At 64.0% G+C, this 14797-nt stretch carries 14 protein-coding genes and 1 pseudogene; 9 read left to right on the forward strand and 6 right to left on the reverse strand.

The features are described 5' to 3' along the window. Window positions 1-100: 100 nt before the first annotated feature. Window positions 101-721 carry a sensor domain-containing protein gene (locus tag WU80_RS02155; protein ID WP_231633717.1) on the reverse strand — a complete coding sequence of 207 codons (621 nt, stop codon included), beginning with the start codon at window positions 719-721 and terminating at the stop codon, window positions 101-103. A 190-nt stretch (window positions 722-911) separates the two neighbouring features. Further along, window positions 912-1157, reverse strand: coding sequence for a hypothetical protein (locus WU80_RS02160; protein WP_055399277.1), 246 nt, complete (start codon window positions 1155-1157; stop codon window positions 912-914). Between the two features lie 326 nt (window positions 1158-1483). Between WU80_RS02160 and WU80_RS02165 the strand changes: the two are divergent. From WU80_RS02165 to WU80_RS02195, 7 genes and pseudogenes are all read left to right on the forward strand, one after another. Next, a pseudogene (locus tag WU80_RS02165) lies at window positions 1484-2011 on the forward strand (RDD family protein); the annotation flags it as partial. Between the two features lie 268 nt (window positions 2012-2279). Further along, window positions 2280-5348, forward strand: a complete 3069-nt coding sequence (locus WU80_RS02170) for an AfsR/SARP family transcriptional regulator (RefSeq protein ID WP_055399348.1) — start codon at window positions 2280-2282, stop codon at window positions 5346-5348. Between the two features lie 22 nt (window positions 5349-5370). Then, window positions 5371-5814, forward strand: coding sequence for a DUF3592 domain-containing protein (locus WU80_RS02175; protein WP_055399273.1), 444 nt, complete (start codon window positions 5371-5373; stop codon window positions 5812-5814). A 127-nt stretch (window positions 5815-5941) separates the two neighbouring features. Next, window positions 5942-6331 carry a hypothetical protein gene (locus tag WU80_RS02180; protein WP_055399271.1) on the forward strand — a complete coding sequence of 130 codons (390 nt, stop codon included), beginning with the start codon at window positions 5942-5944 and terminating at the stop codon, window positions 6329-6331. A gap of 249 nt (window positions 6332-6580) precedes the next feature. Beyond that, a complete protein-coding gene (locus WU80_RS02185) occupies window positions 6581-7399 on the forward strand; it encodes an alpha/beta fold hydrolase (protein WP_055399269.1) in 819 nt (272 codons plus the stop codon). 129 nt (window positions 7400-7528) lie between these two features. After that, entirely contained in the window at window positions 7529-7873 is a 345-nt protein-coding gene (locus WU80_RS02190) for a hypothetical protein (protein WP_055399267.1), read from the forward strand. 97 nt (window positions 7874-7970) lie between these two features. Continuing rightward, a complete protein-coding gene (locus WU80_RS02195) occupies window positions 7971-9326 on the forward strand; it encodes a hypothetical protein (protein WP_055399265.1) in 1356 nt (451 codons plus the stop codon). A 45-nt stretch (window positions 9327-9371) separates the two neighbouring features. On the opposite strand, the gene WU80_RS02200 is transcribed toward WU80_RS02195, so the two are convergent. Next, on the reverse strand, window positions 9372-10193 hold the full coding sequence (locus WU80_RS02200) for an aspartyl/asparaginyl beta-hydroxylase domain-containing protein (RefSeq protein ID WP_082459694.1): 822 nt from the start codon (window positions 10191-10193) through the stop codon (window positions 9372-9374). A 222-nt stretch (window positions 10194-10415) separates the two neighbouring features. On the opposite strand from WU80_RS02200, the gene WU80_RS02205 reads away from it, so the two are divergent. Beyond that, window positions 10416-11063 (forward strand): TetR/AcrR family transcriptional regulator, encoded by a 648-nt coding sequence (locus WU80_RS02205; RefSeq protein ID WP_055399261.1) that lies wholly within the window; start codon window positions 10416-10418, stop codon window positions 11061-11063. Window positions 11064-11100: 37 nt separating this feature from the next. Here WU80_RS02205 and WU80_RS26600 read toward each other — a convergent pair whose 3' ends face one another. Further along, window positions 11101-11394, reverse strand: a complete 294-nt coding sequence (locus WU80_RS26600) for a hypothetical protein (protein WP_082459693.1) — start codon at window positions 11392-11394, stop codon at window positions 11101-11103. 15 nt (window positions 11395-11409) lie between these two features. After that, complete coding sequence (locus tag WU80_RS26575; protein WP_055399259.1) at window positions 11410-12636, reverse strand: PPE family protein; 1227 nt, start codon at window positions 12634-12636, stop codon at window positions 11410-11412. A gap of 187 nt (window positions 12637-12823) precedes the next feature. Between WU80_RS26575 and WU80_RS02215 the strand changes: the two genes are divergently transcribed. Further along, a complete protein-coding gene (locus tag WU80_RS02215; protein WP_055399257.1) occupies window positions 12824-13483 on the forward strand; it encodes a TetR family transcriptional regulator in 660 nt (219 codons plus the stop codon). A 26-nt stretch (window positions 13484-13509) separates the two neighbouring features. Here WU80_RS02215 and WU80_RS02220 read toward each other — a convergent pair whose 3' ends face one another. Further along, window positions 13510-14595 carry a methyltransferase gene (locus WU80_RS02220; protein WP_055399255.1) on the reverse strand — a complete coding sequence of 362 codons (1086 nt, stop codon included), beginning with the start codon at window positions 14593-14595 and terminating at the stop codon, window positions 13510-13512. Window positions 14596-14797: the final 202 nt, after the last annotated feature.

Below are 14797 nucleotides of genomic sequence, written 5' to 3' on the forward strand. Positions count from 1 at the left end.
GCAGCAATCAGCAACACCATAGTCCACAACTGACGCGGTTTGGGGAAACTCCCGCAACGGCCGGCTGGCAGCTAAGAGCGGAGGCGCGAGTCGACAACGCTCAAGAGATCTTCTTCGCGATTTGGTGGGCAATCTGAGCACCCCGGTCGCCGACATCCTCGGCGCAGGCGCTCACATCGATGACGATGTTGTTGGAGGCCGTCAACGCCCGTTGGCACGCCCAAAGTCCCCCGCTTTCTTCTTGCACCCGCGTTATCGTCAAAACGCTGTCCTCCACGCGGGCCTTACTGAGCGTCCAGTAGTGGGGTGCGGGGTCGCCCGGGTCATGGAGATCGACACGCCGGTTGTCACAATTCGCCCAGCCCGCTACCTGGCCGGAGTAGAAGTCATTTGCGGCTAGAGCCCCCGGGAACGCCACCACCGCCTGGTAGGCAATGTGATCCGCGTTATCGCGACGGTCCTTCAGTTGCTGTACGCGCACGGCCGTCCAGCCGCTGCCTTGGTAGGAGTAATCCTGTGCCTCGGCCCAGACCAAGCATCCATCGGCGAGGGGCCGATTGGTGTACATGGTGTCGCCCGATTCGGCCACCTCCATGTGGGCGGCCATGATGGAGCCGATTTCGGTTGGGCTGAGCAGCAATCCGGACAGCGCACTGGTTGGAAGCGGTTGAGGCGCATGGCCCATCGTCGGAGCGGCTACCACTTTTCCGTCGACGTTCACCGTGCACCCGGCTGCCAGAGCGGACAGCGCCAGAAGCGCGAGCGCATACCTGCCTGCCGGCCCGCTCGCTCCCCTGGTTCCTCGCATCGGTCCTGTTAGCCGCCTAACTGTTGAATCGTCACCAAATGCGAAGCCGCTTCAAGCGCTCGGCGACCACTACCCAAACGCTCGGACGCCGCTGTACCCGCTACTAGCCCATGGTCAAGATGGCGCCCGCGGCGACGCCGATCACCGCCATGAGAGCTACGAAGATCACCGTGATCGCCGCGCGGACGATCTCTTCTTCCGTGGGTCGCCAGCCCGGCTTCATTTCGGCGCGGACCGTGTCCCGTCGCCAGTCGACGGCGTTGAGTCTCGCGACCGCCGAAGTGACGTCGTCGGCCGCGTGGGAAGCGCTCTCCCGGATTGGCTCGTGCGCGGCAATTGCGGTTGTCATATCAGCCCCCCGAGCTTGCGGACGCCGATCGGCGTTGTTCAGGTCAAAGCTTCCGATTTTCCCGTGAATCCAATGATACGAGCGCGAAAATCACGATTGCGGAAACGATCGGGTCACAGCACGGAGTCGTGCTCGGCTGACCGCGCTCTTGCCTCGCGGTGACGGCGCAATGGGTGCGGAGCTGAATTGGCGGCCGCCGTCGCCCTTTCCAATCGAATTCCAAACGGTCACTGCTACGTTGCGGCGACGCAGTCGAAAGGGCTGCGCGCAGGCGGAACCGGCCGCGGCTTGACCCTCGAGAGAAAGGTGTTCAAATGACCGAACAACCGCCAGTGCCGCCGGCCCACTACCCGGCACCGTCGCAGAGCGGGGCAATGCCCCAACAGGCATATACGGCGTGGTTGACTCGCGTGCTGGCGTGCGTCGTTGATTTCATCCCCTACGCGATCATCGTCGGTGTCGGGTACGGCATCGAGGCGGCGACGCAGGAGACGGCTTGCGTCACCGACACCTCGGGGTACAACTTGGGCCAGTTCTGCGCCACCGGGAACTCCCCGATCGGGGTGGCCGCGTTCTGTTTGTCGATACTCGTTGGATTGGCCTATCTGGTCTGGAACTACGGTTACAAGCAGGGCACTACCGGGTCGAGCATCGGGAAGTCGGTGCTGAAGTTCAAGGTGGTCAGCGAGCAGACCGGCCAGCCGATCGGTTTCGGCATGTCAGTCGTGCGTCAGCTCGCGCACCTTGTCGACGGCGCGATCTGCTACGTCGGCTACTTGTTCCCGTTGTGGGATGCCAAGCGGCAGACGATCGCCGACAAGATGATCAAGACCATCTGCGTGCCCAGCAACTGAGGGATCGCCCAGACCGCGGCCGCGCACGTCCGGTCAAAACTTCACCGCCCCAGGCCTATTCGTCGCAGCGACGATTGGCTCGGGGCGGGTTTGTTGGTGCCTTACCTCGCGTCCGGCGCAACGACGGGCACTGAGCTCCACAAACCAGCCCCAATCTCGTCGCCGTACGTCCCACCGCGGCAAGCGGCACCGAAAGAGTTGTGCGATATGTTTGCTGGCGACCAGGTATTGTCTCCCCACAATCAGATGCTGTTCCTGGTCAGGTGTGATGGTCGCGTATTTGCTTTCCGGTGCGGTCGAAGCCCGCGTCGACGGTGCGGTCGCGCCGCTTGGGGGGCCGAAGCAGCGATGCGTGCTCGCGGTACTCCTCGCCAGTCACGGCACAGTTGTCAGCGTGGACCGGCTCATCGACTCGGTGTGGGAAGACGAACCGCCGGCCAAAGCATTGACCTCCATTCGCTCTTATCTCGCAAATCTCCGCAGGAGCCTGGCTTCCACTTCGCCGGCTGCCGCCAGCAACGTATCTCGGCTGGAGGCGCGGAATTCCGGCTATCAGCTGAATCTCGTCGACGGCGACTCCGTCGATTTGCACGAGTTCGAGAGTTTGGTCAAGACCGGCTACAGCGCGCTGGGCCAGGGTGATGCAGGGAAGGCATCCGATGTGCTCACCCACGCGTTGACCTTGTGGCGGGGCGATCCATTCGGGGAGTTCACCCACCGCGACTTCGCGCACAGCGACGCGTTGCGTTATGTCGAGTTGCGCAACACGGCGATCACGACACGATTCGACGCCGCGCTGCGACTCGGCGACGGGCGCGACCTCATTCCAGAAATCGAAGCTGCCGTCGCACAAGATCCCCTGCAGGAGCGGCTGTGGGGACATCTGATGCTGGCGCTGTACCGAACCGACCGTCCGGCGGAAGCGGTGCGCGCGTACGACCGCGCCTGCGCAGTACTGGACCGTGAGATCGGCACGCAACCCGGCGAACGCCTGCGAGTTCTCTACCAAAAGATCAACGATGGCTCCCCTGAACTCCGACTCGACGGGCAGGGCCCGCGGCGGATCCGCCTTTCAGACGGCCCGGTGTCCGAGCGAGAACAGCTAGTCGGACGCGACGTGGAACTGAATGCGATGGCCCAATCGCTGGCGCGAGCGCGCGCCGGATGCGGTGAACTGGCTCTGGTGACCGGAGACAGTGGTATCGGCAAATCGACACTCGCGCGGGCTATTTGCCGCGATCCGGGGGCAGTGGACATGGCCGTCGCGTGGGCCGCGCATCCCAGCGACATCCAGCTGCCGCTTATGTGGACATGGATCCAGATCTTGCGACAGCTCGGAGACGATCTTGGCGAACCCGGCCGAGAGACGCTGCGCAGAACGGTCCCGGGAGTCATCGACGCCCTGGTCCCGGAGTGGAACGAGAGCCGTGATGCCACGTCGGTGCGCGCCCCCGCGACTGGCTTCGAGTTGATCGAGGGTGTCGTCACGGCGGTGTGCAGACTCTCTTCGGTGAGACCGCTATTGATTGTCCTAGACGATCTACATGTCTCGGATTCCGCGTCGTGCGACGTGCTCGTCCTCCTGACGGAGCATCTCCCCCGGTATCCAATTGAAGTCATCGGCAACTGGACGTTCCTCGGCCGAGACCGGCCGGCGAATCGGCCATCGTTCGAGCGACTGATCAGGTCAAGTGGCGTCAAAACCCTGCATTTGAGCGGACTCCAGCGTGATGCGGCGGACGATCTGGTCGAGGCGCTCGCGGGCGGGCCCGCCCCGGCGCCCGTGCTCCAGTTCGTCCGGACACATGCGGCGGGTAATCCGTTCTACATCAAAGAGCTTGTCCGGATGATCGCCACCGCCAACGACCTTCAGAGCATCCCGGAATCAGCGGAGGAAAACGTATCCGAGGTTGTCGCCGGAGTGGTGAGTCGACGGCTGACGGCGCTTGACCGCCCCTGTCGCCGCATCATGGAGGCGGCGGCGGTAATCGGTCCCCAATTCGACGTCACGATGCTGGCCGACATCGCCCACCTGTCCACCGTGACGGTTCATAGTCAGCTGGAGCCCGCTTACGAGGCCGGACTGATCGACGAGGTTCCCGGTTGGCCGGGGGCGTACCGGTTCAGCCACGGTCTTCTCCGGGATGCGGTCCTGACGCAGGTGCCACCGGCCGAACGTGCCTATCTACATGCCGCCGCCGCGACGAGTCAGGCTGCGATGGTTGACACCGGTGCGTACGAGGACGTCATCGCGGCCGCCGACCATGCCTGGCGCGCCGGCCCGGAACTCGATGCCGATCTGGCACTTGACATTCACGACTCGGTTATCCGGCGGGCCCTCAATCGTTCGGCGTACAACGATGTGGCAATCCTCGCCTCGCATGCGCTGGATGTCTCCCGGCGGATGCCGCCCAAGCCCGAATCACTCGAGCATCAGGCAACATTATGGCTACACCTGGCATGTATGAGGTCGATCCTGGACGGCCAAAGCAGCGCCACCGCCAGCGAAGCACTGCAACGCGCCTTCGAGATCGGCGAACGGGCGAAGGGTCGCAACTTTTACGGCACCGTTGCGATGCAGTGCCTAATCCTTTGCGGGCAAGGACGAATCGACGAGGCGCGGACTCTGGCTAACGGCCTGAACGGCCAATATGCCGCCAGCCATGATCCCGACATCGGAGTGGCAAGCCATTTCATCGAAGTCATGGTCCAAGGCCTGGGCGGAAATCTGGATGCGCAAGCGGCCGCGGCCCACAAGATGCTGACGCTGTTTCCCCCGCCGGACGAGGTTGTCGATCCGCTGCACTTCTTCCATCCCCGCGTTTACTGTTGGCTGGCCCTCGCCGAGGCGGTGCGCGGCAACAGGGCCACGGCCGTCGAGTATTGCCAGGCCGGCCTCGAACTGGCGCAAAGCCGTCGCGACCATTTCAACGTGCTCTCGGCCAAACTGGTGATGGTCGAGATCGACGCAGTCCTAGGCATCATCGAGGGCACTGCGGCCACTGCGGAACGCGTGTGCGCAGAGATGAATGCCGCTGGCGCTCAACAATGGGCGGCGTGCGCCGCCATGGTGGCCGTCTGGGCCAGAACCCTCAGCGACGAAAATGTCAATCCGGACAGTGCATTTGAGGCCTTCGACCTTTACACCAGCGACGGCAGCACCGTCATGACGCCGTTCTTCCTCACCCTCCTTGCCGACATCGAAGACCACCACGGCAGAAGCGATCGCGCACACGAACTCCTTGTTCGCGCACAAGCTGTCGCCAGATCAACCGGCGAACGCGTGTGGGACGAGCGGCTGGCGTGCCGCATCACCGAACTCTCGATCGCCCAGTAGGGCCGGGGATTAAGGTCTTCGGGTGGCCGCCGAGATCCTTGTATTGATCATTTCCTGCGCGGCCATCGCGGCCGGGTGGGGGTCTGTGCGCATGGCGCGGCGCATGTCCTCCTTCGCGACGACACGCGGCACGGTGGTGGGCCGCGAAGTGACTGCGGTGCCCGCTGTAGCCGGCCGCGAGGGCCGCTGGGGTAAAGGCGGCGGGTACCAGCCGAAAGTGACGTACACGTACGTGGTCGACGGCGTCGCGTACACCTCGGACCGGTGGGGCTATGCCACCCAAGGACTTAAGCGCAGCGAGGCCGAACAGGAACTCGCGGCGGTGCACGACGAAGTCGAGGTCCATTACGATCCCAGCGCGCCGCACGTCGCCTACCTGCACACGAATACATCGCGTATCGGCTATGCGCTCATCGCCGGCGGTGCGGTCGGGGTAGTGCTTGCGCTGGCCACACTGTTGATCTGACTTGCCAGTCGTCGAGTCGGACAATTCCAATCGGATTCCAACCCCACGTTGCTAGCTTGGCTCAGCGCCGATCGGGCGCGCTCGCCATGACGCGAGCAATACCTGGGAGGACCGTATGTATCGATGGATGGCGGTGGCGATCACAACGGCCGCCGTGACCGTGGCGGCATGCTCGACGACGAAGTCGACCGTCGTACAACCCCCCGCTTCCAAGCCGAGTTCCTCTGCGGCGGCCCCGTCGCCGCAAGCCGGCTCGTCCCAGGCGGCCGCCGCCGACCGGCTAGACCCGAGCGCCTGCGTCGAAATCACGCAGGCAAACCTCGACCTGGCGACGGCGACCAATGCCGACGCCGCCCGCAAGGCCGGCGACGCCTTCGAAAAGTACGACCTACCCGGGTCGGTCAAGGAAGCGGTCGAGCATTTTGTCGGCACGCGCGGTGCGCAGTTCGACGACCCCCAATATGACAAGTACAACGGCGCCATCGAAGGCTGGATCAAACAGGTTTGTCCACTCTAAAACCGAACCAGCCGGGTCGTGGCGCGCTCGGCGTCATCGAATACCGTCCCTTCGGTAGCGGCCACGTTCAGCGCGTGCTCGTAGGCGTACCCACCACTGGCGACGGAGCCCAGATCGTCCTTGGCGCAACGCAAGACACCCGCTAGCTCGCCGGCATCAATTTGTTGAAAGCCCGCAAGAAAAAACTGGTGATATGCGGTTGACTTCTACTCGAGCGCGGGGTGTGCCCGTGACTGCGAGAGGACGACCATGCCTACCATCACCACGTCGGACGGTGTCGAGATCTTCTACAAGGATTGGGGCTCTGGCCAGCCGATCGTTTTCAGTCATGGCTGGCCGCTGACGGCCGACGACTGGGACGCGCAGATGATGTTCTTTCTGCACGAGGGCTATCGGGTGATCGCTCACGACCGGCGCGGGCATGGCCGATCCGAGCAGACCGGGACCGGCAATGACATCGACCACTGGGTGGCCGACCTGGCCGCGTTGACCGAACAGCTCGACCTGCGCGAGGCCGTCCATATCGGGCACTCCACCGGCGGCGCCGAGGTGGCTCGCTACGTGGCGCGCCACCAGGAGCGGGTCGCCAAGGCGATACTGGTGTCCTCCCCGACCCCGAACATGGCGCAGGCCGAGGACAATCCGGGCGGGCAACCCCAGGAGTGGTTCGACGCGGTGCGGGCGGGTGTCTTGGGAAATCGATCGGAGTTCTACCGCGCGGTGCCCGAGGGTCCGTTCTACGGATTCAACCGACCGGGGGTGGAACCCTCCGAGGCGGTCATCGCGAACTGGTGGCGACAGGGCATGTCCGGCAGCGCCCACGCGCACTATGAGACCGTGTCTTCCTGGCTGCAGGACTACTCCGAGGATCTGCGCGCGATCACCGTTCCCGTCCTGGTGATGCACGGCGACGACGATCAGATCGTGCCGTTTGCGAGCTCGGTCCCTCGGGCGGTCAACCTACTGCAGAACGGCGCCTTGAAAACCTATGCCGGCTACCCGCACGGGATGCTGACCACGCACGCGGATGTCCTCAACCCGGACCTGCTCGCGTTTGTCGCGTCCTGACCGGCGACGTCAAACGACGTGCCGGCCACGGCTACTGCCCCAAGTTGGGATCGGTAGTGGCAAGCGCGTTGTCCACTTCAAGTCGAAAGCGGCCCGCAGTGGGGCACCACCCGACAGAATTGGACGATCATGATGCGACGAATCGTGCGGTTGGCGACCACCGCCTTGGTTGCCGGCGGTTTGGGTGTCGCGGGTCTCGGGCTCGCCGCCGGAACCGCCAACGCCGATGGTGGCCCGCACCGCTGGTGCCCCGGAGAGCCACTGCCCCCGACCGGCAACCACGTCACCAATCCGGTCATTTGGGACAACAACATCTGCCACACGTACTACTACGTGTACTTCGGGCAGGGCAACGTCGCCCAGAACATTTGGGACGGCGACAACCCGCCGCCTCCCCCGCCCCCGCCGCCGCCGGGGCTCATCAATAAGGACAACTGCCAACAGATACTGGGCATCTTCTGCCCCCACGCGTGACGAAAGCTGCGGCTGACCGACGCGCGCTTCCGCATGGCCCCCATGACGACATCGCCCGAATCGCTCATATATCAACGGATTCGGAGGCGATCGCCCTATGATTGCTGCCGTGACTACCACGGCGCAATCGCCGGTTCCGGCCGCCGGAACATCTGATTCCCTTGAAGGCGCTCCGCCGTGGACGCCGCTCCAGAAAATAGGTTTCCGGCTGCTTTTCACCATTGGTCTAGGGATGCTTTTCGGCGTTGTCGGCGGAAGCGTCGTGAAAGACAGCGTCGGCCGGCACCCGCTCGAACCGATGGTCTGGCTAATCGCGCAGGTCGGCAGCTACCTGACCCGAGGTCGTGGTGTCGAGATCGCCAAGTCGGCCGGCTCGGACGTGTTGTGGTTGTGGTGTTTACATCTTGGTTGGCTGGTGCTGGCCGTGCTGGTCACCGCGGCGTGGACAGTCATGGATCGGGGGCGTTCCGACTACCGACGCCTGGCCGCGTCGTTGATCGTGTTCGCGCGGTTCGGGCTGGCCGCGGTGATGATCATCTACGGCCTGGGCAAGGTGATTCCCGTCCAGATGGGGTTCATGACGCTTCCCCATCACCAGTTGCAGCTGACGGGCGACACCAGCCTGTTCGCGACGTTGTGGGGCTTCATGGGCGCCTCCCCGGCGTACTCGGTGGTTAGCGGGTTGGTTGAGCTGGTGTCGGGACTGCTGCTGCTGTGGAACCGTACGCAGCTGCTCGGTGCGCTCGGATCGGCGATGGCCATGGCGCAGGTGCTATTGCTCAACGTGACCTACGATGTGCCGGTCAAGCTGGCCGTTGGCGAATTGTTCTTGATAGCAATCGGTATCGCGTCGCCGTACTGGCCGAATTTGGCTCGCGTGGCGTTCAATCGCGGGGAGACTCGCCCCGTTCAGCACTGGTTGCCACTTGGTGCGGATAAGCGCTGGCTGCGACTAACCGGCGTGGTTGCGAAGTTCGGCATCGCTGGGGCGTTGCTGGTGTTCAGCGCAATGTGGGACGCCATGTTGTTCAGCGTATACAACACCCCCACCTCGACGCTCGACGGCGTTTGGCGCGCAACGTCCTTCACCGTCGACGGGCGCGAGGCGACGCTCAACCAGACGAACCCGCAACCCTGGACGAATGTCGCGATCGCCGACCGCAACAAGGTGCCGCAATTCGGCGTGGTCAAGTTTGTCAGCCAGGCGCCGGCGGGCTACACCACCATCTGGCAGCTCGAGGTCGACGGGGATCGGCTCAAATTGCGCAAGCGCGAATCGGATTCGGCCGAGGTCGTGCTGCACGCGACCCAACCCGACAAGGACCATCTGGTGCTGACGGGCCAGTTGGACGGCAGGCAGATCACGGGCACGTTCGAACGCCGGTTCATGGAACGCGGCGGGTTCGTCTTCCGGCTCGTCAGCCCGGTCATCCCGGTGGGTTCGCTGCAGTAAGTCCCTCAACCGCCAAGGCGCGGCCGGCGCGATTCCCCGCGGATGTCAAGCAGTCTCTGCAAGCGCGCGATCGAATGCGGCTTGATTCTTCTTCATTCGACGCACGACCGGCGACCAACCCATCAGCGTGATCATCACCGAGTTGAAGATATTGAAGGGAAACTGCATCGGTCTCACGATGTCGAGGAACAGCACAACACGCGTTTCCTCGGTGTTGTTCCACACCTCGTGTTCGTAGGTGTCATCGAACATCAACGCCACGCCCTCCTGAAAAGAGGCGGTCTCGTCGCCGACGCGGATTGCACATTCGCCATCCCGAGGTACCACGAGCGGCAGGTGATAGCGCATGACGCCCTGGTAGGGACCGCGGTGCGGAGGAATCTTCTTCCCGGGGGACAGAATGGAGAAGAAGGCGGTTTTCATGCCCGGTATGTCGTGCAGCAAGCGTGCGGTGTACGGACATTCTTCGCATTGCTTATCAAAACGCCGGCCGTAAATGTAGAAGAAGTAGCTGAGCCATTTGTCGTCGTTCGATATTGCCGCTATCGTCTCGACGATTTCTTGATGGTTCGGAATCGTCTCCGGAACCGATAGCAGGGCCTCGAGTTCGGCCTGCACCTTGCTCAGCTCGGAAGTGACATGCTGGTGCCATTCGAACTGGGTGGGATCGATGAACGGCGTCGTCTCGACCAGTGAGAATCTCCGCGGAACCATCAAGTTGACCACCTTCAACCCGGGCGCGATGGTCAGAAACAAGAGGTATCGCAACGCCACCACCGCTCTACTGACACCACGATTCGGGGGGCGTGCATCCCGTCCATCGGGCGCTATATCGCCGCTCATTTCGGGTGCATTGATGGTCGCCATAGAGGTGGTCTCCGATCCCTGTTTTTTGGTTTTAGTTTGTGATGATGTCGTCGTGAGAAGTGCCTAGCACTCTAGGACGAAGTCCATTGGTGGACCGCCCTCCCCGCAGGGGCGGATCGGCCCCGATGAAACGCATCAGATAAGGTATACAATATGTATTTATTGTGCAACAATGCGATCATATTGTGGCACGGCTTCGGCCCTGTGTCTATGGTTGGAGCAATGTTTCGCGAAGTGGTGCCTGCCGGTCCGCCCGCGCGGGGCGAGCAGTCCAGCGTGGACCGCATTCGCGACGTTGCGCTCAAGACTTTCGCCGTGCACGGCACGGAAGCGACCTCGCTACGGATGATCGCCGAATCTGCCGGCGTGTCAATTGGATTGGTTCAACATCACTTCAAGACGAAGGGCAACCTCATCACGGCGGTGGACGAGTACGTGATGGCGGTGCTGGGCCAGTCGTTGGCGGGCCCTTTGCCGGGGGCCCCGACGGACCCGGTCTCGGCGGTCGCACACCGGGTGACCGACCTAGTCTCCAACCACGCGCCCGTCATCGACTACATGTGTCGCGCTGTGGTCGACTGCACGCCGATGGGCGTGCGGATCTTTGACGGCCTGGTCGACATCGGTCGGGGACATTGGGATCAGCTCGCAGAACAAGGATTGGTGCGGCCCGGCCTCGATCCCGATTGGGTAGCGCTCAACCCGATGGTGTTGGTGTTGGGCATCTTTATCGTTCGTTCGCATCTGGACCGGCACCTCCCCGATCCCTTCACCAGTCCGGCGCAGCTGGACAGGTGGCAAAAGGCGACCGACGCCCTGATCCGAAGCGGCCAGATAATCGCACCTGAGCCCAAGACGGATGGTGGCTGACGATCCGCGGTGGTTGCGTAGCAACAATCCCGCTTCCCTAGCGCCCCCCGTCCTGTTCTCGGCCGAGTGTCGGGATGCATGAAGGCGAAGCATCCCGTCCGGTCATCGCCGTCATCAGCGCCCGCTGAAAGGTACGTCCCGGCAACTTCTCCGGAACGGCGGCCTCGACGATCAAAGGCGCCGCCGATGTGACCGCCGAGACGCTCGTCGTCCAGGCCGGGGGCACCGACAATGGGCCGAGCGGGACAGCCTCGCCCACCCCTGCGGACGGCGCACCGACGGCGCACGAGGGATGGAACGGCCACACCGCCCGGTACTCAGCGCTCGCCATGTGCCCGGCCCGCCACTAATCGCCTGCCGCCGAGGGGATTTGAGCCCATTTCAACAGCCCATCCACATCGAGCTGAGGCTGAATTCCCGCGGTGCCCGCCAGGCCGGGTGTCAGCCCGCCTAGCGCCGAAGCCCCCAATGCGCCGGATGAGCTGGGCGTAGCCGCCGCGACAGTGATGCTGCCGAAGACGTTGGTGATGGATGCGCCGGCGGGGCCGACGATGGCGGTGGCGGTATTGCCGAAGGTCTGGATGGCGACCTGTTCGCCGCCGACGACGGGGAGTGTGGCGGTGCCGTTGACGAGGGTGACCAGGACCTCCTGGAACGATCCTGGTGTGAGCACAAGGGGGGTCGAGCCGGCAGTGACGTCAACTCCCCCGGGGATCAAAACACCGCCCTCCGAACAGTCGATGAGGGTGTGAATTGTGCTGCCGGAGTTGACGATGACGGTTCCGAAACTGATGAGGTTGGTCCCGGGACCCGCAATCGTGATCGAGCCGCTGTTGACGTACATCCCCGTGCCGGTACCGATGGTGATGGTGCTACCCGGTGCGGCGGTCACCGTCTGGCCCGGAGCGACCGGCCCGGCGGCGTCGACGGTGGTGGAGCCCAGGGCGTGCATCGTGGCATTGGTGGAGGCCAACTGCTGCGTGGCGCTGGTCGCGTTCTGACCGGCGGCCTGCGCCACCGTCTGGGCCTGAGCACCCTGGCCTACCGGGTTGGTGGTCCGCGGCGGCTCGTCGAACGGGGCCAATGTGCTGGCGGTCTGACACGCGGCGGCATATTCATACATCGCCGTCGCATCTTGAATCCACATCTGCATGTACTGAGCCTCGGTCGCGGCGATCGCCGGGGCGTTTTGTCCGAAGAAATTGGTTGCGATCAGCGCCAACAGCTGCGCCCGGTTGGCCGCGATCACCGGCGGGGGCACCGTCATCGCGAACGCGGCCTCGTAAGCCGCCGCCGCCGCGTATGCCTGGCCACTGGTCTGCGCCGCCTGCGCGGCGGCGGCAGCCAACCACCCCACATACGGGGTGGCCGCGGCCGACATCAGTAGCGAAGAGGGCCCCGACCACGCCTGCCCGGTCAGCCCCGCTAGCTCCGTTGCGTAGCCGCTGGCGGTGGACTCCAGCTGAACCGCCAGCGACTCCCAGCCCGCCGCCGCCGCGAGCATCGGCCCGGAACCCGGGCCGGCATACATCAATCCGGAGTTGACCTCCGGGGGTAGCGACGCAAAGTCCATGTCGGCAGCCCCTTTCGCGAACGGCGATCACTATTTCAACATTCATTGAATAACTTTTCAATGGCGATAGAATAGTGCCTGCCGCGGTGCTGCAACAGCGCCAGCCGCGGTGCGTGTCGCGGGGTTGCTGGAGAAACGCAGAGCGGGACAGCCTTTTCTATAGGGGTTGAAATGCTATCGTTCGCAGGTGTCGTCACCTGGGACAACGAAGCGGCGCGGTAGACGTCAGGGTCGACCGGTGTCGCGCGACGCGGTTCTGCGCGCGGCAAAGCGGCAGTTCGCCAAGCATGGCTATGACAAGACGACGCTGCGGGCGATTGCCGACGATGCGCGAGTCGATCCATCGATGGTCCTCTACCTCTTCGGCTCCAAGGCGGCGTTGTTTCGCGAGTCGATGAAGTTGGTGCTGCCGTCGGACCTGCTGACGGCCGAGATCGCCGAGACGGACGCCGATTTGGGCTGCCGCGTCGTACGGGCCTACCTTGGTCTCTGGGAGCAGCCCGAAACGTCCGCGAGCATGGCCTCGATGGTGCAGTCGGCAACGTCCAACCGCGATGCCAACGATGCGTTTCGCGGTTTCCTGCACGATTACCTGTTCACCGCGGTGTCCGGCGCGTTGGGCGGTGGCGACGAAGCGCGACTGCGCGCGATGCTGGCCGCGACCAGCCTCGTCGGCACCGCGATGTTGCGATACATCATGCGGGTGCCGCCCCTGTCGTCGCTCGGCGTCGACGAGGTGGTCGGCCTCGTCGGGCCGACGGTGCATCGGTTCCTGACCGCACCCGCCGAGGAGCTGGGGCTGAACGCGGCATCGCAAACCCCAAGACGGCGCCGAAATGTGCGGTGACGACGCCGATCTCGAAGCGGCTGCCGCTACACCGCCGTCGCCTCGAGGATGCTGAGCGGCGACACGGTCTCGACGACGCGGTTCAACCGGAAACCGGCCTTGCCGACCAGTCGGCGATATTCGTCCGCGGTACGTTCGCGCGCGCCGGCGACGACCAACATCTCGATGTCCACCCACTTGCCGTGGAAGTCCCGGTCGTGCTGGGGAATGACGAACTCGCAGAGCAACAGTCGCGCGCCGTCGCGGGCCGCGCTGCGGACGTTCTTCAGGATGCGAACCGCGTCGTCCTCGGGCCAGTCGTGGATCACGTTCTTGAGCACATACGCGTCGCCGCCCTTCGGCGCGAAATCGAAGAACGAGCCCTCTTCAATGCGGACGCGGTCGTCGACACCGTATTTCCGCAACAGCTCCGGCGCGCCCGCCACGACCTCCGGAAGATCGAACAGCACGCCGCGCGACTTCGGGGCCGTCTCGAGGATCGCCGCCAACAGCCGACCGTGGCCGCCCCCGACATCGACGATCGTGTCGAACGCGTTGAAATCGTAGGCCGCGGTGAGGGGCACGTTCGCGAACTCGGACACATTGGTCATGGCGGAGTTGAAGATTCCACCGAGTTCGGCTTCCCCGGCCAGGTACTCGAAAGCCGGTTTGCCGCGAAGCTCGGGGACCACCGCTTTGCCGGTCCGGATCGCGTCGGTCAGGTGGCTCCAATGCTCCCGATGCTGAGGTGAACCGACCCAGCGGGCCATCCCGGCCATCGAAACCGGCGCATCGGTGCGCAGCGTTTCCGCAAGCGGGGTAAGCGCATAACGCCCGTCGCTGAGCTGGCGGAAAATGCCGACGCCGATCAGCGCCCGCAAGAGCCGCCCCAGCGCATCGGCGTTGGCGCCGACCCGGCTTGCCAACTGCTCGCCGGATAGGGGTCCATCGGCCAGGGCGTCCGCCACGCCGAGATCCGCTGCGGACGCGATCGCCTGGGCGACCCACGCATTCAGGATGAATTCCATCATCACCGCCGGAGGCGGCGCGGAGCGCTGGCGCAGCCGCGATAGGTAGTGGCGGGCTTGCTCGACGGCTCGCGCGATCTTGACCGGCGGGACCTTAGACGTCACGTCACTACCCCTTCTCGTTGATATCGCCGCAGAGTGCGTACACGCCAACTCGCCAAAGGTACTCGTCCACGCGAGCACTCGAACGCTCCGCGTGTGACTATGCCCGCGAATCGAGAATATTTCAATAACCATTGAAATAGTGGCCCCGCTTCCCCTATATTCCTGTTGGGGGGCCGGAAGAACGGAGCGGTCATGTCACGTC

Source organism: Mycobacterium sp. UM_11 (genome assembly GCF_001414075.1).
In the GTDB taxonomy this organism is placed as follows: Bacteria; Actinomycetota; Actinomycetes; order Mycobacteriales; family Mycobacteriaceae; genus Mycobacterium.

What these genes read in the sequence shown, in the direction of transcription:
- WU80_RS02180 (WP_055399271.1), top strand. Translation starts at nt 5,942, where the DNA reads ATGGCGGTGGCGATCACAACGGCCGCCGTGACCGTGGCGGCATGCTCG.
- WU80_RS02170 (WP_055399348.1), top strand. Translation starts at nt 2,280, where the DNA reads ATGGTCGCGTATTTGCTTTCCGGTGCGGTCGAAGCCCGCGTCGACGGT.
- WU80_RS02200 (WP_082459694.1), bottom strand. Translation starts at nt 10,193, where the DNA reads ATGGCGACCATCAATGCACCCGAAATGAGCGGCGATATAGCGCCCGAT.
- WU80_RS02195 (WP_055399265.1), top strand. Translation starts at nt 7,971, where the DNA reads ATGATTGCTGCCGTGACTACCACGGCGCAATCGCCGGTTCCGGCCGCC.
- WU80_RS26600 (WP_082459693.1), bottom strand. Translation starts at nt 11,394, where the DNA reads ATGGCGAGCGCTGAGTACCGGGCGGTGTGGCCGTTCCATCCCTCGTGC.
- WU80_RS02160 (WP_055399277.1), bottom strand. Translation starts at nt 1,157, where the DNA reads ATGACAACCGCAATTGCCGCGCACGAGCCAATCCGGGAGAGCGCTTCC.
- WU80_RS02185 (WP_055399269.1), top strand. Translation starts at nt 6,581, where the DNA reads ATGCCTACCATCACCACGTCGGACGGTGTCGAGATCTTCTACAAGGAT.
- WU80_RS02190 (WP_055399267.1), top strand. Translation starts at nt 7,529, where the DNA reads ATGATGCGACGAATCGTGCGGTTGGCGACCACCGCCTTGGTTGCCGGC.
- WU80_RS26575 (WP_055399259.1), bottom strand. Translation starts at nt 12,636, where the DNA reads ATGGACTTTGCGTCGCTACCCCCGGAGGTCAACTCCGGATTGATGTAT.
- WU80_RS02205 (WP_055399261.1), top strand. Translation starts at nt 10,416, where the DNA reads ATGTTTCGCGAAGTGGTGCCTGCCGGTCCGCCCGCGCGGGGCGAGCAG.